The organism is Putridiphycobacter roseus, from assembly GCF_003234935.1.
Classification (GTDB): domain Bacteria; phylum Bacteroidota; class Bacteroidia; order Flavobacteriales_D; family Crocinitomicaceae; genus Putridiphycobacter; species Putridiphycobacter roseus.
Map to the genome: position 1 here is coordinate 373,947 of NZ_QKSB01000001.1, position 20,490 is coordinate 394,436.

14 protein-coding genes are annotated in these 20,490 nt (G+C 34.8%); 5 read left to right on the forward strand and 9 right to left on the reverse strand.

The window, feature by feature from the left end; translation table 11 throughout:
- Window positions 1-131: 131 nt before the first annotated feature.
- Window positions 132-800, reverse strand: coding sequence for a hypothetical protein (locus DNU06_RS01570; RefSeq protein WP_111061448.1), 669 nt, complete (start codon window positions 798-800; stop codon window positions 132-134).
- 641 nt (window positions 801-1,441) lie between these two features.
- Between DNU06_RS01570 and DNU06_RS01575 the strand changes: the two genes are divergently transcribed.
- Both DNU06_RS01575 and DNU06_RS01580 read left to right on the forward strand, forming a co-directional pair.
- Complete coding sequence (locus DNU06_RS01575; protein ID WP_111061449.1) at window positions 1,442-2,764, forward strand: T9SS type A sorting domain-containing protein; 1,323 nt, start codon at window positions 1,442-1,444, stop codon at window positions 2,762-2,764.
- Between the two features lie 61 nt (window positions 2,765-2,825).
- Complete coding sequence (locus DNU06_RS01580; RefSeq protein WP_111061450.1) at window positions 2,826-3,308, forward strand: DUF4252 domain-containing protein; 483 nt, start codon at window positions 2,826-2,828, stop codon at window positions 3,306-3,308.
- 5 nt (window positions 3,309-3,313) lie between these two features.
- Here the strand turns inward: DNU06_RS01580 and DNU06_RS01585 are convergent, their stop codons facing one another.
- Both DNU06_RS01585 and DNU06_RS01590 read right to left on the reverse strand, forming a co-directional pair.
- On the reverse strand, window positions 3,314-6,709 hold the full coding sequence (locus tag DNU06_RS01585) for a WD40 domain-containing protein (protein ID WP_111061451.1): 3,396 nt from the start codon (window positions 6,707-6,709) through the stop codon (window positions 3,314-3,316).
- A gap of 77 nt (window positions 6,710-6,786) precedes the next feature.
- Entirely contained in the window at window positions 6,787-7,236 is a 450-nt protein-coding gene (locus tag DNU06_RS01590) for a GatB/YqeY domain-containing protein (protein WP_111061452.1), read from the reverse strand.
- A gap of 151 nt (window positions 7,237-7,387) precedes the next feature.
- On the opposite strand from DNU06_RS01590, the gene DNU06_RS01595 reads away from it, so the two are divergent.
- Window positions 7,388-9,889, forward strand: coding sequence for an LTA synthase family protein (locus tag DNU06_RS01595; protein WP_111061453.1), 2,502 nt, complete (start codon window positions 7,388-7,390; stop codon window positions 9,887-9,889).
- 12 nt (window positions 9,890-9,901) lie between these two features.
- Window positions 9,902-10,306, forward strand: coding sequence for a DUF1003 domain-containing protein (locus DNU06_RS01600; protein WP_199398968.1), 405 nt, complete (start codon window positions 9,902-9,904; stop codon window positions 10,304-10,306).
- Between the two features lie 49 nt (window positions 10,307-10,355).
- Here the strand turns inward: DNU06_RS01600 and dinB are convergent, their stop codons facing one another.
- Window positions 10,356-11,531: a DNA polymerase IV gene (dinB, locus tag DNU06_RS01605; RefSeq protein WP_111061455.1), complete on the reverse strand. Its 1,176-nt coding sequence runs from the start codon at window positions 11,529-11,531 to the stop codon at window positions 10,356-10,358.
- Between the two features lie 23 nt (window positions 11,532-11,554).
- Window positions 11,555-14,560 (reverse strand): DNA polymerase III subunit alpha, encoded by a 3,006-nt coding sequence (locus tag DNU06_RS01610; RefSeq protein ID WP_111061456.1) that lies wholly within the window; start codon window positions 14,558-14,560, stop codon window positions 11,555-11,557.
- 248 nt (window positions 14,561-14,808) lie between these two features.
- On the opposite strand from DNU06_RS01610, the gene DNU06_RS01615 reads away from it, so the two are divergent.
- Window positions 14,809-16,542 carry a DUF255 domain-containing protein gene (locus tag DNU06_RS01615; protein ID WP_158526796.1) on the forward strand — a complete coding sequence of 578 codons (1,734 nt, stop codon included), beginning with the start codon at window positions 14,809-14,811 and terminating at the stop codon, window positions 16,540-16,542.
- 6 nt (window positions 16,543-16,548) lie between these two features.
- Here DNU06_RS01615 and DNU06_RS01620 read toward each other — a convergent pair whose 3' ends face one another.
- From DNU06_RS01620 to DNU06_RS01635, 4 genes are all read right to left on the reverse strand, one after another.
- Window positions 16,549-17,376, reverse strand: coding sequence for an SOS response-associated peptidase (locus DNU06_RS01620; protein ID WP_111061458.1), 828 nt, complete (start codon window positions 17,374-17,376; stop codon window positions 16,549-16,551).
- Between the two features lie 54 nt (window positions 17,377-17,430).
- Entirely contained in the window at window positions 17,431-17,955 is a 525-nt protein-coding gene (locus DNU06_RS01625; RefSeq protein WP_111061459.1) for a DinB family protein, read from the reverse strand.
- A gap of 51 nt (window positions 17,956-18,006) precedes the next feature.
- Window positions 18,007-19,221: a hypothetical protein gene (locus DNU06_RS01630; protein ID WP_111061460.1), complete on the reverse strand. Its 1,215-nt coding sequence runs from the start codon at window positions 19,219-19,221 to the stop codon at window positions 18,007-18,009.
- Window positions 19,222-19,423: 202 nt separating this feature from the next.
- Window positions 19,424-20,230, reverse strand: a complete 807-nt coding sequence (locus tag DNU06_RS01635) for a histidine kinase (RefSeq protein WP_111061461.1) — start codon at window positions 20,228-20,230, stop codon at window positions 19,424-19,426.
- Window positions 20,231-20,490: the final 260 nt, after the last annotated feature.

The window sequence follows — 20,490 nt, forward strand, 5'->3', positions numbered from 1 at the left end:
CCTTGGTTCCTGAGGAAAGCTCGAAGTACAAGGGAAGAAGCAAAGTACACATTAACAGACGGGGTTAAAATGCCAAATAAGGTTCCCTTCCTTACGGCGTTGCATTGAGCTATTGCCGAAGTGAGGTTATGTTATTTTACAATATTATCCCTGATTAGATTCCACACTTTGTTGCTATCCAATAATTCCTTTCTTATTAACCCTACATCTTTCGCATAAAAATGAATTGTAGCTTGACTTTGTTCGGCTATATTGTGGGTTTCTCTAATTTTAATTACATCAATAAAATGCAAGTTAAATTGAATAAATTCCGGATATCTATTTTCAACCCATAAATAACTAACAGAAGATACCCCTCCCCAATTCCCAACACTATCATTCATCTCATAATAAAAAGGTGCAATCCAAGAATTCCCTACAAAATCCCCAGCTTTTGTTTTTGCCCTAGCAATCAATATTGTTCTTTCATCTTTCTTTACCAAACCACTGTCAATGCCGCCTGCCAACAACTTTGAGGTTATATGTGAATAATATGCCGTAATGCTAGAATTTATAGTGTAATTAAACCAACAAACATTGGGTTGGGTATAGGATTCTGACACCCACTGCGAATCTAATTGCCCAGTAGTTTCCTCTTGGTACACCCAATAGGTACCTACATCAAAATAAAAATGATCTTTCACCGTCATTATCTCTACGCAGTTTTGTGGAAATTCTTCACAATAAGGCAAGCTTTTATCTTTGCGGCATTGTATTGCTATAAGCACTACAACTAGAGATAAAAAGGGATATTTTTTCATAGATTGCGAATTATTACACTTATAAATTTACACCATAATTATTAATATAATATCATAATGGAAAGTTTCGCCCTACAATTTTTGGTCAGGTTTCAATAAAACCACATTGTTTCCCTCCTTGAGGAGGGATTAAGGGAAGTGACCTTCGGAGGAAGAAAATTCTAGTATTCAAGTGTATTACAAATATTTAACAAATCCCCCTCCTTAGTCCTCACTTGGTCGCTGAGCGAAGTCAAAGTGCAAAGGAGGAAACATAGTGATACAGGATTTGTACCACAAAGCAAGAAACCCTTCCTTACGGCGTTGCACTGAGCTGAGCCATAGTAAGGGAAGACCAAAATCAATTCTCAGATTAGCAATTAAGACACAACACAATATTTTACAAGCAGTAATCGTGTTTAATCGGAAGTTTTTGAAAATCACCTCCCCTTTGTAGTCTAAGCTTCAGCGAAGAAAACCTTAGTTCCTCACTTCGACTGCGCTCAGCACATGCCTCATGGAGGGTAGTAAAACTTTAAATGAAATATGGAGCCACATTATCCTCTTATAAAAACAACATTAAAAACTATACCCCACGCCAAAAGATATTTTATGTTTAAATTTAGAATAAATCTAATCCGCCATTCCTTTAATATTGAAGTATGAAGAAATTTAGTTTTATCTTACTCTTATTGGTCACTTTTTACAATCTTGCACAATCCGACACTTGTCTTCAAAACACCATTTTAGGAATATCTTTCCCTCCTGTTTCTGGAGAGACAGAAAGAGACTTTACCCAACCCCATTTAGATTTTTTAGGTGTCCAAAAAATTAGAATTGGGGAAGATTGGAGCAATAGAGAACCCAGTCAAGGTAATTTTAATTGGTCACCTCTTGAAAATCGGTTGGTTTGGGCTGAAACCTATGGATATGACGTTTTACTCACCATACAATCTAACGGTCCAAACTGGGCCTGTTCCAATGTCGCGAATACCCAATCCTGTGTTTATAGCAACAACAATTTCTTTAAAACTTATATCGATTCTCTGTTGATAAAGTATGGCGATAAAATCAGTAAAATTCAATTTGGTAATGAATGGCAAAGCGATTTTTGGTATGCAGGAAACGCAAACGACTTTGTGCAAGCCAATAATATTTTGTATCAATCTGTTCAAACCCATGCACCTCATGTTAAAGTAGTTTTGGGTGGATTTACCACCATTTCGCTTCGGTTTTTAGCAGGTTGTAATGGCTTTGTCGACTCCTTTTATGATGATGATGGGATATTTTATGATCAGGCATTTTTACAAAGTAATTGTCCAACACCTGTTATACAAAATGTTCTCCATAGAATAGACTCTGTTTTAGGGCAAGCAAAATACGACATTATAGATTTACATTTATATGATGATGCGGAACAATGGGATGAATATTTCTACAATTTTATAGACACCATCACCAAACCCATCCTTGTTTCAGAGTTTGGCGGTCCGAATGTAAATATAGAACCAGCTACAGATGCTTATCAATTGACAAGTGTTTATGATTACATTAAAAAATTAGATAGTTTAGGAATTTCTGAAGCCTACTTTTTTAAATTGGTGGAAGGCACCAATAATCCCGCCCATGCAACTTCTGGATTAATTGATGGAACAACACTCAACGAAAAGCCTGTTTATTATTTATTCAAGTCCTTTATTGGATGTACCGCTTTTATCAATCAATCGACCAACGAACAAAGTATTGGTTTTTATCCAAACCCAATGAATGAGGAGACATTGGCACAATTTGTTTTAAATTATAATAGCAAAAACAACTTGTTAAAAATCTATGATTTAAAAGGAAGGATTGTTTTTAAAGATGATTTAACTCCCAAAGACAATCAATATATCATTAAAAAAAATCAATTGCATACTGGCGTTTATATCGTCACCATAAATAATGAAGATGGACTGATTGCTAAGGGAAAATTAGTTATAGAATAAGGTGCACCTTTGTAACCAAAACAAGCCCTATACTTATATAAGCACAACCAACAAATGCACCATGCAACCACCAAAAAACCTTTTGAATTTCAACGTCCTAATTTTAACATTAGTATTTACCATGGGGACAACAACCGCTCACCCAATTGACGACTATTTCAAAAAGCACAAAAACGACCATGAAATGGAATCCAAAATTGTACCGCCAAAAATTGCATCTCAAGTGGTGGACAAAGACTATCCTGAAGCCATTGCTATTTTAAAATCCATGTCTGCTTTGCGCTATCTAAATTATTATGGTGATCTAAACCAAATAAAAAAGTATGCCAAGCAAGCTTTGGCTGCCAAAGGAAGTTACCCTTTATTATTAGAAAAAAAAGAAGAAAATAGGAACATCAAAGTTTTTGGCATTAAAAAAAATGGCCTAGTTAGGCGACTATTTGCGGTCGTACAAAGTAAAACCCAATTCTTATTAATTATTGGTAAGGGAAAACTATCTAATACGCAGGTGCAATACCTTCCTATATTGGCAAAAGAACTTTAGTTTAATCACTTCACAATTACAATTGGAAAATCTTGACCAAAACTATAACTAGTTGGATATTGTGCGGAGCCATGGTATTTTTCAGATAATTCTGGAACACGCTCTTCTACATAGGTTTTAATTTCATTTACTGTAATTTTATTATCCAATTTATTTCCTTCACTTACGCCACCAATTATTTCTAACAAAGCATAAGTGAACAATCCATGCTTTAAATCCCCAGACTCGTTGGCATATTGTACATCTTGCGACGCCGTTAAAAAAAATGTCCCTGTATTTCTTGCCAATTGTGCAATGGCTTTTTCACGACCATCACCTCGCATGGCCAATTCATTCAAAGCACCACCGGAATGACAAGCGTCTAGAATAAATAACTGCTTTTGTGCGGCAATTTCTTTGGAGAAATCTAATAATTCAGTTGCTGAAATACCTTCCTCATACAATAAATCAGTACCGAAAAAACTGGTTATATTATGGGTGACAATGTAAAATTTTTCTCCCTCATTTTCATCCCCTAAACTCATCACGCCATGTCCCGCATAATAAAAAACAAAAACATCTTCGGGCCCAACTTCTGCTTTTATCTTTTCAAAAACGGCTAAAATCTCTGCTTTATTCGCCTTATCGTCTTCAATTTTATAAGTAACTATTTTGTTAAATAAAGTTGTTCCTCCTTTGGCTAAATTCTTAGAAAAATCTTGTGCATCCTTGACCGCATAAGTCAAATTGTAATTTGGATTTTTATACCTGTTAATTCCAATGGAAAAAATATATAAATCTGTCTTTGCTGCTTCACCATCAAAAAGTACTTGCATGGAAATTGGATCAGATTCAATTTTATTTTTTCCCACTGCTACCGCTGTAATATTGTTCAATCCATCTATCAAATCAATTTCAAAATGCTTGGCATATTCTTTTTCTCCTCTAAAATTCAAATCATTAAAACTGCTTTCACTATCGATTAATTTACCATTGTTATAAATTCTAACTGCTGCTATTTCATTATTGTGTTCCAACACATTCACTTCTATAGAAAATGCTTTTGTTTTACTTTGAATCGTAGAGTCAGCTGGAAAAACATTCCTGGACTTACTGTTTAACATTTGAAATGCCAATTCTGGTCGATCTTTCATTAATGCATTAAAATTCTCTCCAGTATCCTCCATCTTCTCTCCAGCCATTACTCTTTTGGCTAAATTCGGAGAATAATATCTATCAAACATAGCGGTAATATTCACCACTTCCATTCCTGATACATAGTTCACTAAATTCAAGGCATTTTTGGAGCCGTCAAACTGTCCATTAGGTGTAGTTACCAACCAATCTTCGCTATTGATTTGCATATAGGTATACAATTGTTTTTTACTTGCCATATCCCATACAATTACTTCACCATTAGCACCTCTTGACACCATCAATTTTCCATCTTTGGTCAATTTTAGATCTGTAACCGCACTGATATGACCACTCAATGTTACTACCAATTTTCCTGATTTAATATTCCAGAATTTAATCTTTCTATCGCCGTCACCGGCAATGATTTGTTCTTGATTCTTACTAAATATGGCAGTATAGATTGGTGCTCCTTTATCATTAAACTTTGCCAATTGCATTCCCGTTAACGCGTGCCATAATTTGATTTTCCCATCCCAACTCGCTGTTAACAATTGCTCCCCGTTTTCTGAAAATTCTATGGAAGCAATAGGTGCTTGATGACCAATTAAAGTTCTAAACTTAGTCTTGGTATCTGCTTCCCAAAAATCAACACTTTTATCTAAATCTCCTGAAAGAATGTACAAATCATGGGGAGAAAATTGGACAATATATGGCGAGACTTTATCTAATTTAATGGCGGCTGTCCATTTTTCATTTTCAATATCCCAAGTTCTAATCGTTCCATCCCAACTTGCAGAAACCAATACATTTGGATCTGCAGCAAATGACAAATCAAAAACCAAGGACTGATGTCCTTTTAAAGTATGCATTAATTGATAACTATCAGCATCATATACCCTAATAATCCGATCTCCTCCAGCAATGGCTAACCACTTGCCATCTGCACTATAGTCTTGACAAAAGTTGGCCTTTTCTGCATCTTGGATTGTTTTCACCTTTTTACCAGTCAATAAATCTAAAACAATTGCCGAAGAATCAATCTTACCCATGGCCACTTCATTTTTAGTAGGATGTATCGCTAGCCCAGTTTTATAGGATATGTATTGCAAAATGCCCGCATCTATCCAATTGGAATAATTAAAAGACAATCCATCTGCTCTATGCTGATTTAAATAACCGCTGTATTGTTGCACTGCCTTTTTTCGAAATAAGGACCATAGCTCTACACTTTGATAGTCTCCTGGCAGCAACATATAGCCGTCCAATAAATGGATTTCATAATAATCAATATCCTCATTTTCCATTTTCCACAACAACTTGCCCGTACCTAAGTGGTACCACATAATATGATCATTCATGGTTAATAATAGATACTGGTAATCATCACTCAACACAATGTTGTCAGGGCTATCTTTCGGCACTGTAATTTTCTGAATTATTTTTCCGTTTTTGATATTCCAGAGCTTACCTTCTCCTTTATTTGAAATGGTAAAAACAGCCTTTGAGTCCTTTGTAATTCTAACTTGGGTTTTACATCCATTACATTTAATATCCTCATTAGTCATTACCGTGTGCAAAAACGCGCCAGTATTTGCATCAAATACACTGGTAAAAAGTTTTTCTGAACCTATTACCACATAAGCCCCATTAGCACTAAAATGCAAAGTATATCCATTATCAACTGGCAATGTAAACAAAGTGTCTTTAGTGGTCAAGTCCACACAAGCAACTTGTTTATTATTCAATAAAGTTAATGCCTTTGTTCCATTAAAACTCACCGTTTCATTTTCGTCGTAAGCGACATAATTCTTAGTAAAAACACCAATCCATTCACCAGAATAAGTATCCCAAATTGAAAACTTGTCTCTTTTATCAATAACAATTACTCTAGACTCGTCGCCATTAAAATATGCATTTGCAATGTCGTATTTTTCATGCTTAAAAGAATGTATTACTTCTCCGGTCAAAACATTGGTTAGTTTCACGGTATTATCGTTAGAAGCCGAAAGTATTTTTTTTCCGTCCCTAGAAAAATGTAAAGCAATTACACTTTTAACGTGGTGATGCAATACCCTGATTTGTTTTCCCGTTTTTCTTTCCCAAATGATAATCGAACGATCCATTGAACCCGTAGCGATATATTTTCCATCCTTTGAAAGATCACTTGCGGTCATTTTTTTGGAATGCCCCATTTGAATAATAGCTTCTATTTTGGAAGCTTCTTTAGTTTGGGCATGAAGCAATGAAAAAAAGCTTAAAAGAAATAATAAGAGGATAGTCCGCATAGTATAATTTAAAATAAAAGTAATAAAAAAACCACCTTCTCAGAAAAAGGTGGTTTTCTATATTGTAAATAGGTTATTTATGAATTCAATTCTTCTTTTACGATAGTTGAAATCATTTTCCCGTCAGCTTTTCCATTTAACTGGCCCATGATTGGCCCCATTACTTTACCCATATCTTGTGGACCGGCAGCGCCCATTTGCGTCAACTTTTCTTTTACAAAAGCACGTACCTCGTCTTCACTCATTAATTTAGGCATATAGTTTTCAATCACTTTTGCTTCAAACAATTCATCTTCCGCTAAATCCTCTCTACCCTCTTTAATATACAAATCATAAGTATCCATTCTTTGTTTGTACAATTTCATTACAATTTTACCTGCTACTTCATCACTTACTTCTGAACCTGCGCCACTAGTTGCTTCCAATAAAATTTTTGACTTTACATCTCTTAATGCTGTTAATGTTTTTGAATCACGGGCCTTCATAGCCGTTTTAATATCGTTGTTAATTTGTTCTGTTAAGCTCATGTCAATTAATTTTTTACAAAGATAAATATTTTATGGGTAGAAATGAATGCTGTATTGTTTTAAGTAAAAACAACAATATGCTGCCTCTAATTATCCTAAAATAATTTCCATTAACTTGGTCGTATTATTTTATAATTTCGTTATTACTTTTATGTTCAAAAATATACGTCTAAAATTAGAACACATCCAAAGCCATTTTCTGTCTTTGCTGTTTGTTTTTTTTATTTGGGCCTTTTTTATCCGTCTTTTTCAAACCATTTTTTTAAGCTATCACCATAGTTTTTCAGCTGTTTATTATTGGTGGCAAGCAAAAGGTATATTAGAAGACATCAGTATCGTAAGTATATTTGTTTTCTTCTCGCTGCCCATTTACACCCTTTTCTACATTTTGCGACCCAAACTAGCAAACTCATTTTTCCTTATCCTCCTGGTTTTTTACGGAATATTGGAAGGTGCTTTGGTTTATTATTTTTCAGAATCTCTAACCCCACTTACCTACCTTACATTTACAAATACTGGAATTGAACAAGTTGGTGAAATTCTAAAAATATATGGTTTTGAAAGTTGGCAATTAATTTTTGTATTTGTATTATTTTTTGGGCTTTATTTTATATTCCATTGGGTAAGTAAAAAAGTATTCTTTAAACGCATTCCACGCCTTATTTTACTCCTTTTTATCTTTGGCATTAGCAAAGCTTTCTTCTTTCCTAGCAAACCACAACAGTTTAAAAGCGATTTAAATTTTAGCATACAAAAAAATAAAATTGGCCTTTTTATTCAATCTTATTATCAGGAAAAAAAAGCACTATCTATTGCTAATAATACTCCTGTTGTAAAAGCAATTGAAACCTATCGAAGTACCCATTTAAAAGCACACGCCCCTTTATTTGAGTATCCTTTTTTCTCTAACGACACCTTGCCTAATGTATTGGGTAATTATTTCTCAAAATCAGATACCGCACCAAATATTGTATTTATTATTTCGGAATCATTGGGTAGAATTTTTTCAGGAGTAGATGCTCGTCTAGGTAGTTTTACACCCTTTTTAGACTCCTTAACAGATCACAGCTTATATTGGAGCAATTTTATTGCCAATGCCGAAAGAACTTTTGGGGCTATTCCAAATCTAATGGCTGCTGTACCTGAGGGAACAAAAGGTTTTTTAAACCTAAATGCTGCCATACCACTGCATTTTTCTCTTCCCTTACTGCTCAAAGAGAATAATAATTATCAAACCAGTTTCTTTTGTGGTGCGCCAATTGCCTTCGACCACATGCAAAACTACTTAATGACCCAAAAATTTGACCACCTATTTGGAAAACCTAATTTCCCTCAAAATAATATATACCAAACGATTTCCGATTCTTTAGGCAATGAAAAACAATTCAATTGGGGAGCAGAAGACCAAATAGTTTTTCAACATTATTTTAATGTTTTAGATTCCATTAATCCACAGCATCAACCATATTTTAATTTATTTTTAACCACATCTTTTCACGAGCCATACTCTTTTAGCAATGCAGCATATTTTCAAAAACTTGCCAAAGCAAGAATTAACCATTTGGTATCGGGTGATAAAGAATGGCATTTAGCCATGACCAAACATTTTGCCGCAATATTATATGCAGATTATGCTTTACAGCAATTTATTAAAGCTTATCAAAAACGGCCAGATTTTGACCGTACTATTTTTGTGATAGTTGGAGATCATTCCATTAAATTCATGACTAAAAATTCTCGGCTAGAAAAATTCCATGTCCCTTTACTCATCTATTCACCTCTTTTAAAACAAGCACAAAAATTTAAAAGTGTTGCTTCTCAAAAAGATGTCCCCGTAGCTCTTCAAGCCCTGTTAAAATATAATTTCAACCGAAAACTTCCCGATTTTCCAATCTCTAATTTTCACCATTTAGATACCTTAGTTGATTTCAACACCAAGTCTGTTGACTTCCCGTTAATGTCAGCGAATAAATTACTCAATAATTATTTTTGGAAAGATTATTTTTATGCTGCGGGTCAATTATTTAAGGTTAATGATAATATGGTACTTGAATCGATTGACAGTTCTGCTCTTTTAAAAAGCATGAGTAATCGCTTAAGTATTTACGCTACCTTAAGTAAATATACCTGTCTGGATAATAAAATAATACCTGCAACGGTATTTGAGCAATTTATTAAACACGACTTGCTTTTTCAGCAAACAGAAAGTTTTGAATTTGAAATTGGCATTCCTTCCAATAACAAAGCATTTTTGGATACTTCACATTTTGCAACCGGCTTACAATCCTTAAATTCTGGAAAATCCAAGTATATTTCTTTTATCCCCTCTTTTCCTTTATCTGGATCAAAACCAATTAGGATACAAGTTTATTTTAAAATTTATTGTCCAGATGCCGACTATCCTACCATTTACTTCAACCATAAAATTGCGGCCTCAAAATCAGGAGAATTTACCTTATTCAATCGTCATATTTCGCGACCTGAAAATGCTACTTTTTATGAATCGGATAAAACAGGTTGGATGCATTATCGTGCTCATTTTTGGGTTAATCCGCAACAGTTGTCTGAAAATTTAATAGAAACTTATTTGTTTATGCCTGAAAAAAGAAACTTTTGGATAGATGATTTAAAGATAGTAATAGAAGCTTTTTAGGAAAAAAATATCATGATGGAAATAAAAAACACCAATCACATTTATAAAGAAAAACTCAAAAAAACTGAACGCTTTGCCATTTGGATTACTGATAGAATTGGTACTATTGGCTTTTTTTTTATAATATTTTCATGGACACTTCTTTGGTTAGGATGGAACATGTTTGTACCAATACAATTCCGATTTGATCCATACCCTGCTTTTGTTCTTTGGCTTTTTATTTCTAATATGATACAAATATTTTTAATGCCTCTTTTAATGGTTGGTCAAAATCTTCAAGCTAAAAGAGCTGAAATTCGTGCTGAAAATGATTTTAATGTCAATATCAAAGCCGAAAAAGAAATTGCGGTTCTTATGAAAGAAATGAAGGAGTTAAAAGACATGATACAACAATTATCTAAGCATCAGACACTGTAAAACACATTACCCTCTTTCTTAAATTAAATTTTTTAGTAATCGCTTTTAGTCAACCCTTAAAGGATGAAAAATCACGCATAGTTCGTACATCTATACCTGCTGCTTTTACCACTGCTTTTTTTCCGTAACGGTCTTTCATTTTATCCATGGCTTGGTACAATTGCAACATTTTAATGTCTTCAAATAAATTAATTTGATGCCCTCCTTCCACCAAGTGACTGAATCGAATACCTATCAACCGAATTCTTACCCTACGGGTATACAAACTCTTGTACAAATCGAGAATTAACGGAATAATGGCATGGTCGGCTGCCGTATAGGGAATTTTAGCTTGTTTGGTAAAGGTTTGAAAGTCGGAATAACGCAACTTAACCGTAATACAAGCCGTTAACTTATTTTTCTTTCTTAAATCATATGTCAACTGCTCTCCCATGGCCATTAGAACACCTTTTAATAAGTAATCATCCGTAGTATCTTTATCAAAAGTTCGCTCCACCGACATGGACTTTCGTTCGCTATAAGGTACCACTGGACTGTTGTCAATTCCGTTGGCTTTTTTCCATATTTCTTTACCATTTTTGCCGAATACACCATTCAAAATATCCACAGGCATCTCCTGTATAGTCACGATTTTCTTTACCCCTAAATCGCGGAGACTCTTATAGGTTTTTTCCCCAACCATGGGGATTTTACGGACCGACAAGGGGGCTAAAAAACTTTTTTCCACGCCTGCGTTTACCACAATTTCGTTATTGGGCTTGGCTTCCCCGGTCGCTATTTTCGATACTGTTTTATTCAATGAAAGTCCCAAGGAAATGGGCAAACCACTTTCATTGATTATTTTTTTTCTCAATTCTGAAGCCAGCTTTACATTTCCAAAAAAACGGTCCATTCCAGTTAAGTCAATATAAAATTCATCAATCGAAGATTTTTCAAAAACAGGAATAGTATCGCGAATAATATCGGTAACTAAAGTAGAATACTTGGTGTAAATACCTGAAGTCCCCCTGAGGTAAATTCCTTCGGGACAAAGTTGCTTGGCCATGCGAATAGGCATACCTGAATGTACACCAAACATACGGGCTTCATAACTACAGGAAGAAACTACACCACGGTCGGAAGTGCCGCCAATAATTACGGGCTTGCCTGCTAGTTTACTATCCATTAATCGTTCACAGGACACAAAAAAAGTATCCAAATCCATATGCAATATTGATCTGTTCATGTTCTATTTTAATTGAAAATTAATTATGCACTTGCTTGTTTGGGGACCACCGGCTTACTATTTCCACCTTTACTTTCTGCATAACGAGGATCGTCGATCACGGGCAACTTTTTAATCCGTATTACCTCAATGGAAACACAATCGAATTCAATTTTAACAGTGCCTTTAATGGCGTACACTCCTTTTCCTCTAATAGGAAATTTTTCTGCTACCAAGGGAAAATGAACCGTATCAATCCAACCCAATGTTTTGTCTAAAAAAGTACCAAACAACATTTTTTTCCCACTGGCTGTCCCCGTTGTTTTTACCGTTACCAAATAACCTTTAAGCCACACCTCTTTGTTTTCATATGCTTTTAAATCTTTTGCCAGTAACTCATTGGTATTTGGATTTTCCAGCAACTGAAAAAAGGAATACAAGGAAAACCCTAAAAGTTCTAACTGATCAAAAGCATCCGCCTTCCAAGATCTATCTAGAGTAGGAAATTGATAGGTTTTATTGGGAATATCGAATAAGCTTTTGGTTTTTACTCCTGCCAGTTTATTTTTATACAAATGCACCTCCCAAAGCAATTCTCTTTTATTGACTTTTGTAAAGCGAAAAGCATTAATTCTGATCAAAATAATTAATTGTTCCAAACTCATGTTTACCCTTTTAATAAAATTAGACAAGCTGGTAAAAATTCCATTTTCGCTTCTTTCAATGATAATTTTTTGGGTTGACTTTGTTTCAAAACCGTGTAAAAACCCAAAGCCTATATAAATGTCTTTCCCTTTAATAATGGTTTTATTTTCACTATTATTTACACAAGGCGGATGAAGGATTGCTCCCCACTTTTGGGCTTCTAAAAAATACAATTCCGTACTATAAAATCCGCCTCCATTATTGACCGTTGCCACCATGTATTCTAAAGGGAAATAAGACTTTAAATAAAGGGACTGGTAACTTTCTACCGCATAAGAAGCCGAGTGACCTTTGGCAAAGGCATACCCCGCAAAACTTTCAATTTGTCGCCAAATCTCAGTCACCATAGTTTGTGTATGCCCCTTGGCAATGGCATTATTGAAGAACTTATTTTTCACATCTTGAAAAGTTTCACGAGAACGAAATTTACCCGCCATGCCCCGCCGCAACACATCCGCTTCCCCAAGGTCTAAGCCACCAAATAAATGCGCTACTTTTAACACATCTTCTTGGTATACCATTACCCCATAAGTTTCGGGCATAATCGAGAGCATGATAGGGGGCGCATCTTTTCTTTTTTCCGGAAAACGAAAGCGTTCAATATAAGTTTTCATCATTCCCGACTTTGCTACACCGGGTCGGATGACAGAACTTGCCGCTACCAAAGCCAAATAATTATCGACTTGCAGTTTTTTTAAGAGCATACGCATGGCGGGAGATTCCACATAAAAACAACCAATAGCTTCGGCTTTTTTAATGTAATCATTTACCACTTTATCCTTTTTCAAATATAAAACATCATGCACAGTATCAAACACATCCATCCCCTTATTTTCCTTTACAATTTGAATGGCATCTTTAATTTTACCCAAACCCCGTTGACTTAAAATATCGTATTTATACAAGCCTACATCTTCCGACACTACCATATCGAACTGCAAGGTAGGATAACCCTTGGGTGGTAAAAAAGTAGCGCAAAAATAAGCAATGGGTTTATCGGCTATAATGATTCCTCCCGCGTGCACACTCAAGTAACTGGGGAAATTTTGCATGTAATGGGCATAGCGAATAATTTGTTTCGAAATACTATCCAACTCACTTACGACAAAATGGCCACGACTCAGTTTTTCAATGTCGCTTACTGGTAATCCAAATACTTTTCCTAATTCCCGCACCAGCCCTTTATATTGAAAGGTATTATAGGTGCAAACTAAGGCTGCATTCGGGTATTTTTCAAAAATATAACGGGTGACATCTTCTCGGTCTTGCCAAGAAAAATCCAAGTCAAAATCGGGCGGACTGGTACGGTACAAGTTGATAAAACGCTCGAAATAAAGATTCAGTTCCATGGGATCCACATCTGTAATTCCTAATAAATAAGCTACCAGACTATTCGCACCACTCCCCCGTCCAACATGAAAATAACCCTGTTGATTTGCATAAGTAATAATATCCCAATTGATTAAGAAATAAGAAACAAAAGACTTCGCTTGAATCATTTTCAATTCCATTTCAATCCGCGCTAACAACTCATCTGTTATTTTTTGATAGCGTTTTTTAATACCAGCATAGGCCAATTCCCTCAATAATATAATATCGTTAGCTTGGTCGGTTTGAAAAACACTTAAATTTTCATTTTCGGCATGTGGTGCAATGTTAAAATGGACATGACATTGATTGAGCAAGTATTGGGTATTCGCAATAATTTCAGGATATGCTTCAAACTGACTTAGCAGAGTATCTCGTCCAATCATAGCTTCAGATCTTTTGGCTACTGCTTCAGGTTTAAGCATACTTAACAAGACATTTAAATCTATTGCCCTTAATAATTGATGAATGTTGTGGGAGCGATTGTTCGTAAAAGTAACCGTTTGCATGACCACCATTTTATGGGTCGGAATTTTTTTCAATGATAGCTGAGACAAATCATTGATGGCCACCCCTACAAACTCATTCCCCTTTAATGATCGCCTGCTGTTTTCAATTGAAAAAGGGTAAACGATAAAACATTGAGAAAGATCAGATCTTTCAAAAAGCACCTCCCTTTCATCCTCATTTTTAGCCAATAAAAAAGCCGTTAAATAGGTGTTGATTTGTTGAAAACCGATATTATTTTGTGCCAACACAACCTGTTTTTGGTCAATCCCCACCCTAAAATCAACCCCTAAAACAGGTTTAATTTGTTGCTTTTTTGCCAAGCGAATAAAATCCACACAAGCCGAAGTGGTATTGATGTCGGTTAAAGCCATAACAGCATGTCCATGCATGGTACCCAACTGTAATAATTGGTCGACACTTAATATGCCATAACGCAAACTGTAATAGGTATGAGTATTTAAAAGCACCGCTTAATTAAGTATTAATAAGTTATAATTCCCCAAATGCTTTATTCAGGTTTTTTTATGCTACTTCGGTGCCGGATTGTTTTACAAAACTACATTATTTTTGATTAATTATTAATCTTTTTATTGATTAAATTTTAATCTTTTTATTTTATCTATTAAACCAAACAATGCTAACAAGAGAAGACATTGAAACAGAACATTCAATAATAATTAATACTACACTCAACAAAAAAAACTACCTTAATCCCATGAAGAAAATACTGTTGTATTTGTTAACTGCGGGGCTTTTAATAGCTTGTGGACAAGCCGAAGAAAAGGAAGAAAAACAAGTGATTGAATGGCAGACTTTTGGTGCCGCACTTTTTGAAGAAGCAAAAGCAAACAACAAGTTTATTGTCTTGGATTTAAAAGCAAACTGGTGTCATTGGTGTCATGTAATGGACGATTCTACTTATGCCAACCCAACAGTGATTGCCACTTTAAACGAAGCCTTTATTGCTGTAAAAACCGACCAAGATGCCAACCCAGAATTGGCCAATAGGTACCGAAAATACGGCTGGCCTGCTACCATTATTTTTTCGTCAACAGGAGAAGAAGTTTTTAAAAATGCTGGTTATATTGAACCTGCAGAATTTTTGCGCATTTTAGACAGAGTAAAAAATGGAGAGGTTATCAATGCAGACGAAAAGCCAAAGAAGACATACCCCAATGCTTCCCCACAAGCCTTGCTTGAAAAAAGGTATTATAAAAGCTTAGACTATAAAATTGGAGGGGCAAATTCAAATATGAAATCCATCAGTTATCCGAGTTTTGAATATGCCATGAAACACCCTTCAGATTCCATTAAAAGATGGATTGACTTGAGTATTTATGGCGCCTATAATTTAGTGGATCCTGAATTTGGTGGCATTTACCAATATTCAACCTATAGAAAATGGACCCACCAGCACTTTGAAAAATTGTTGGCAAGACAGGCGAGATACATTCAAATATTTTGTCAAGATTATCAGTTTAGAGACAGAAAAAGTTCCTTGACAAAAGCAATCGCCATCATTAATTATTGCAATGCATATTTAAAGGGAACCAATCCACTATTTTATAGTGCCCAAGATGCTGATTTAATTCCAGGAGAACATTCGGAGGAATACTTTAAACTTTCGAAAGCAGAACGATTAAAAAAAGGAATGCCTAAGGTGGATACCAATACATACACCAATTCGAATGCCTATATGATCAATGCCTTGGTCAACTTATGGATTTGTACGGCCGACAACAACTATTTGACACAAGCAATAAATAACTACGATTATTTAAAAAGCAATAGAAAAAACAGCAATCTATTATATGCACACGGAGCTGGTAAAAACGAAACCTTTGCCTTGGATGATAATTTAAAAATATTAAAAGCCAATTTCGATTTATACAAGGTAACCCAAGACAAGCAGTATATTGATGAAGCGAAAAAAATGATCGATACCATGATGGTTCTATACCAAGAAGGAGACTTGGCAATAAGCTATTTAAAAAACAATGGCCTTCCACCACAACCCATTATTAACGAAAATATGGAATGGTGTAGATTGTTAAATTATGCCGGGCATGTATTAGAAAATAACGCATATAAAACACTGGCCAAAGCCATACATCAAAATTTATTAGGCAAAGTATTAAGTGGAGAAATATACCGTGAAGTTGAATTACTGACCATACAAGAAGAGTTAGAAAATGAACCCTTACATGCTGTCATTTTTTATGATGGAAAAATAGCTAGGCAAGCAGCAACAAAAGCGGCTTTACATCAACTACCATTTTACATTCAAATTGAAGCTTATCCAATAGGCGAGGTCCCATCAAAAATTGCAGCACGTTATGGTAAAATTGAAGTAAACACCACCTTTTTTTGCACGGCAACAACCTGCTCGGCGCCTTTGCTTTCAGTAAAGGCAATTCAAGATTATTTGAAAGCCATTAAAATAGGCTAAAGAATTTTAAAAAAGAGACAACTGATTTTCATCTCCCTTTTTTCTACGGGTTTTTGCAGGTGATTCTCCCATCCCTTCAAGGGTTAATTTTTGAGAAACAACAAAACCATCACTTTTAAAAATGGGTTCACCTATTGGTTGCAGCAAGCCAAGTCCTTTACTTTTTGGTCTCTTTATTTTAGGAGAAACAGGGTATGCATTCAGTCTAAAATCAGGTAAGACATCTAAACTTTTTAAAACATCAGCTAAATCCAAGTCAGGATTTAACCAATTCTCATATTCCGAGGGATTCATTACAATTGGTGCCCGGTGATGGTGGATGGCCGCAGAGACGTCGTCAGCTGCCCGTGTTAAAATAGCAAAAGAATGCACATGTGTTTCGTTGGTACTATCTACCCACTCATCCCAAATTCCTGCAAAGGCTATTAACTCCTCCCCTTCGGGATACACCAAATAAGGTTGACTTAATTTTTCAATTTTAGGTCCTTCTAAAAATCCATTTGCCAAAACCAAACAACGTTTTTTTCGAATAGATTGACGGAACATGGGTTTATAGATAATCCCTTTAGACCCACGAAAATTACGTGCATCTTCAGAATTGTGATCTCCTTCAGAGCGGGCATTTAAAATATAAGCCTGTTTTTTTGCCCAATGCGGCGTAAAACCAAAGGTAAAGTTTTGAATGTTTTTTGGATTGGCATCTGTAATCACCATTCCCTTTTCTCCAGCTGAAATATTTGGATTATGTACAGGAGAAAGTCCAGGCATCAACTGCACATTAAAGGTGTTTTCTACCGTTTCCACTTCACTGACTAAAACATATCTTCCACACATATCAAGTAAAGATAAATATTTACGACGACATACTCGTCGTTTTACGATTATATTCTAGTCATTGTTTAAATAGCGATCATGAATTACATTTTGATGGTGTACGCTATGACCGACTATGATCCACCCAATCATGCGAGGTGTCAACTTCACTTGATTTGCGGTACCCACAAAATCTATATTGTCTATGTTCGCATTTTCAAACAATTGAATCGTTGCTTCACGAATGGCTACATACTCAGATTGAATTGCGGCTAGCGACAATTCTTCACTGCTGTCTTCTGTTGCAAAATCATCCTCATTATACCCTTTAAGTTCGGTTATATCTTTCCTCAAAAAACGAAGTGCACGATAAGCCATGATGCGTTCCGTATCGTTTATATGTTGAAACACTTGTTTCACCGTCCACTTTTTAGGCGCATATCGATAACCTTCTTGACGTGAAGAAATAGATTCCAACACACGAATCGTTTGCGCTTTGCTTGATTCTAGAGAAGGTAACAAATCATTACCTTCTGCTAGGTTGATATAATGGGTGAAATAAGCATCTGGATGCAAATTTGCAGGTTTAATAATGGCCATATTTTTTTAACCCAAGGTACATTATATTAATATATCTTTATTAAAATAAACTTAAAAAATAGCATAGGAAAGTCCAACCTTACCATTAAAATTATGTCCATTGGGTGCAACAGATTCAGGTCCGAAAAAATAATTCATATCGGTAGCCACAGTCCCAGTCCCTACATTTATGTTTGCTTCAAAAGACAACCTAAATCTTGGCGACAAGTACACATAACTATTGGTATAAAGTGTTGCTCCAAAATCTTGATTTACAAGAGAAGTCCCCACTTGAATACCTGCATTAAAATTAGTTCTAGTGGTAGGGTACAATCCTAACTCATATCCTCCAGTAATGGCTACATCAAATCCGGTAAACAAACTATTCTGATAATAATCCGCCCCTAATACATTGGCATTGAAATTATGTTGTACGGCATAACTTGCCGGAATATCATAATTCATTTTATAGAATCCGCCAATTGGTAAAATTCCCAATTCTTGTCTAAAACCACTATATCTAACAAAATTTTTAGCATACAAATAAGCATCTGCTAAATACGCAAAATAAGTAATATCAAATTCGGATACCCCTCCTACAGTCTGCATGGTTTTATCTAAGGCTTCAAACTGTTCGATTCTACGTAAACGATAATCAAAATAACGAACATTGTTAATTTCAGCAATCTTATCCGCAATCACGGTCAACTCTCCAATACTATACGATTTTGAAAGTCTATTGCCCTTAGACAATAGTTTTTCAATATCCATTGCATTTCTAGCATATTGAATGGGTTCCAATCTGCCATTTCCTATGGAAACTAATGGTACTAAATCACCACCAAAAACACTTTGTGGAATAACAGCAGTTTGATTGGAATAAGTATGTGTAATATTTACAAAACCATGAACCCCGACAAACCATTTTGGTTTAAAATAAAAACGATTTTGCGTACTAAAATAGACGCTTGTTGCTGTAAAAGTTTTTTCTGAACCACCACCTTTACTCCAATTAATATTGGATAAGAAGTTTGCAGACAAATTACCTTGGTACTTCTGTGAATTCGAATATTGGGCATAATACAAATCCGTATTTTCACCAAAATAATTGTTTTTATACCCATAGCTATTTATGCTACTTCCTTGGGCAGCAAATTTTAAATCGAGCTGTTTCAATTTAAAGTCAGGTGCCTTATAATTCCTCAAAAAATCTTTATCCTTATCTCCATTTACCTGTCCAAACACTGATCCTGCACTAAGTAGAAGTAAAATTGTAAATACCTTCATAATTATTTGTTTTTTCCTAATTCATCCTCACATATCCACACAAAAATAGTGCCATATAAATCTGACCATAAAGGTGCTACATTAATTTTAAAAACGGAAAATTAATACCATGAAATTGGAAATAATAAAGCACTAATTCAAGTGCTGAGATACACAATAAGCATTAAATTTTAAAGCAATTCTTATTTTGAAAAAACACGACTTAAGCTCTTAAAGCCCGACTATTTTGATTCGATTTAGTTACAATTTTTTCTATCTCTTCATCTAATTCTTTAGTCGAACTATACAAATAATCTAAAGTTTCTACTAAATCTTTGTCCGTAATATCAGTTTTAGATTTTAATATTTCAATCAAACCCAAAATATTTGCGACCGGTCTTCTAAGTTCGTGAGACTGTTGCCAAGCAATTTTTTTAAGCGCCTTATTCTGTGCCAACACTTTATCAAATGCTGGTTTTACAATTCCTAATTTGGTAAATATTACGATTAAAGTAACAATGGTCAATAAAAATTCAAACAAAACTAAATTCGACAATTTTTCGTCAGATTGCCCCTCAAAAGCCTTTACTACAACTTCCATTTGTGGTAAAAAACTATCCACAAGTTGATTTACAGAAATCAAAACAAAGTTGTCAATTTTACTGCTATTGGCTAAAATTGAATCTATCTTATTAATTATAAGCAGGGTATTTTGTAATTTATGATAGATGACCGCATCTAAAGTTTTAGAAATACTTGCCCGCTGAACACCAGCCATTATTCGTTTGTGTGAAATTCTCCAAACTTTCAAAGCTTGAAACAAATCCTGGTGATATTTACCACCGTATTTTACACATCTATAACTTAATTGATTTACACGTTGGCTTAACATTCCTTGCCTCTCTGCTAAATTAATGGTAATAGAATCTTTTCTTTTGTGATGCAAAAAATACTGAGTATACCCCTGACTTACTATTATTAAACCAATTAAAACAATAAATAATAAATAAAACTTACCCTTACTTTTCATAAATTCTATTCGCCTTTTTATTTCTCCTTTTTAACACTAACAAAACCTACTATTTTTAGTTATGTTTTATGCTAATATAGCATATAAAACGGGATAGAAAGGGGATTCTCAAAAAATATTCAAAGGGGTAAATTAGCGGTAATACCTATTGAACTCAAGGTCTGTATTCAAGGTTTTTTATTCCTGTTTTTATTTTCTTTTACCTTAAAAATAAGAAGAAAAATATTGGCTTTATTTGTCCTATTAGTTTTTACCTTACC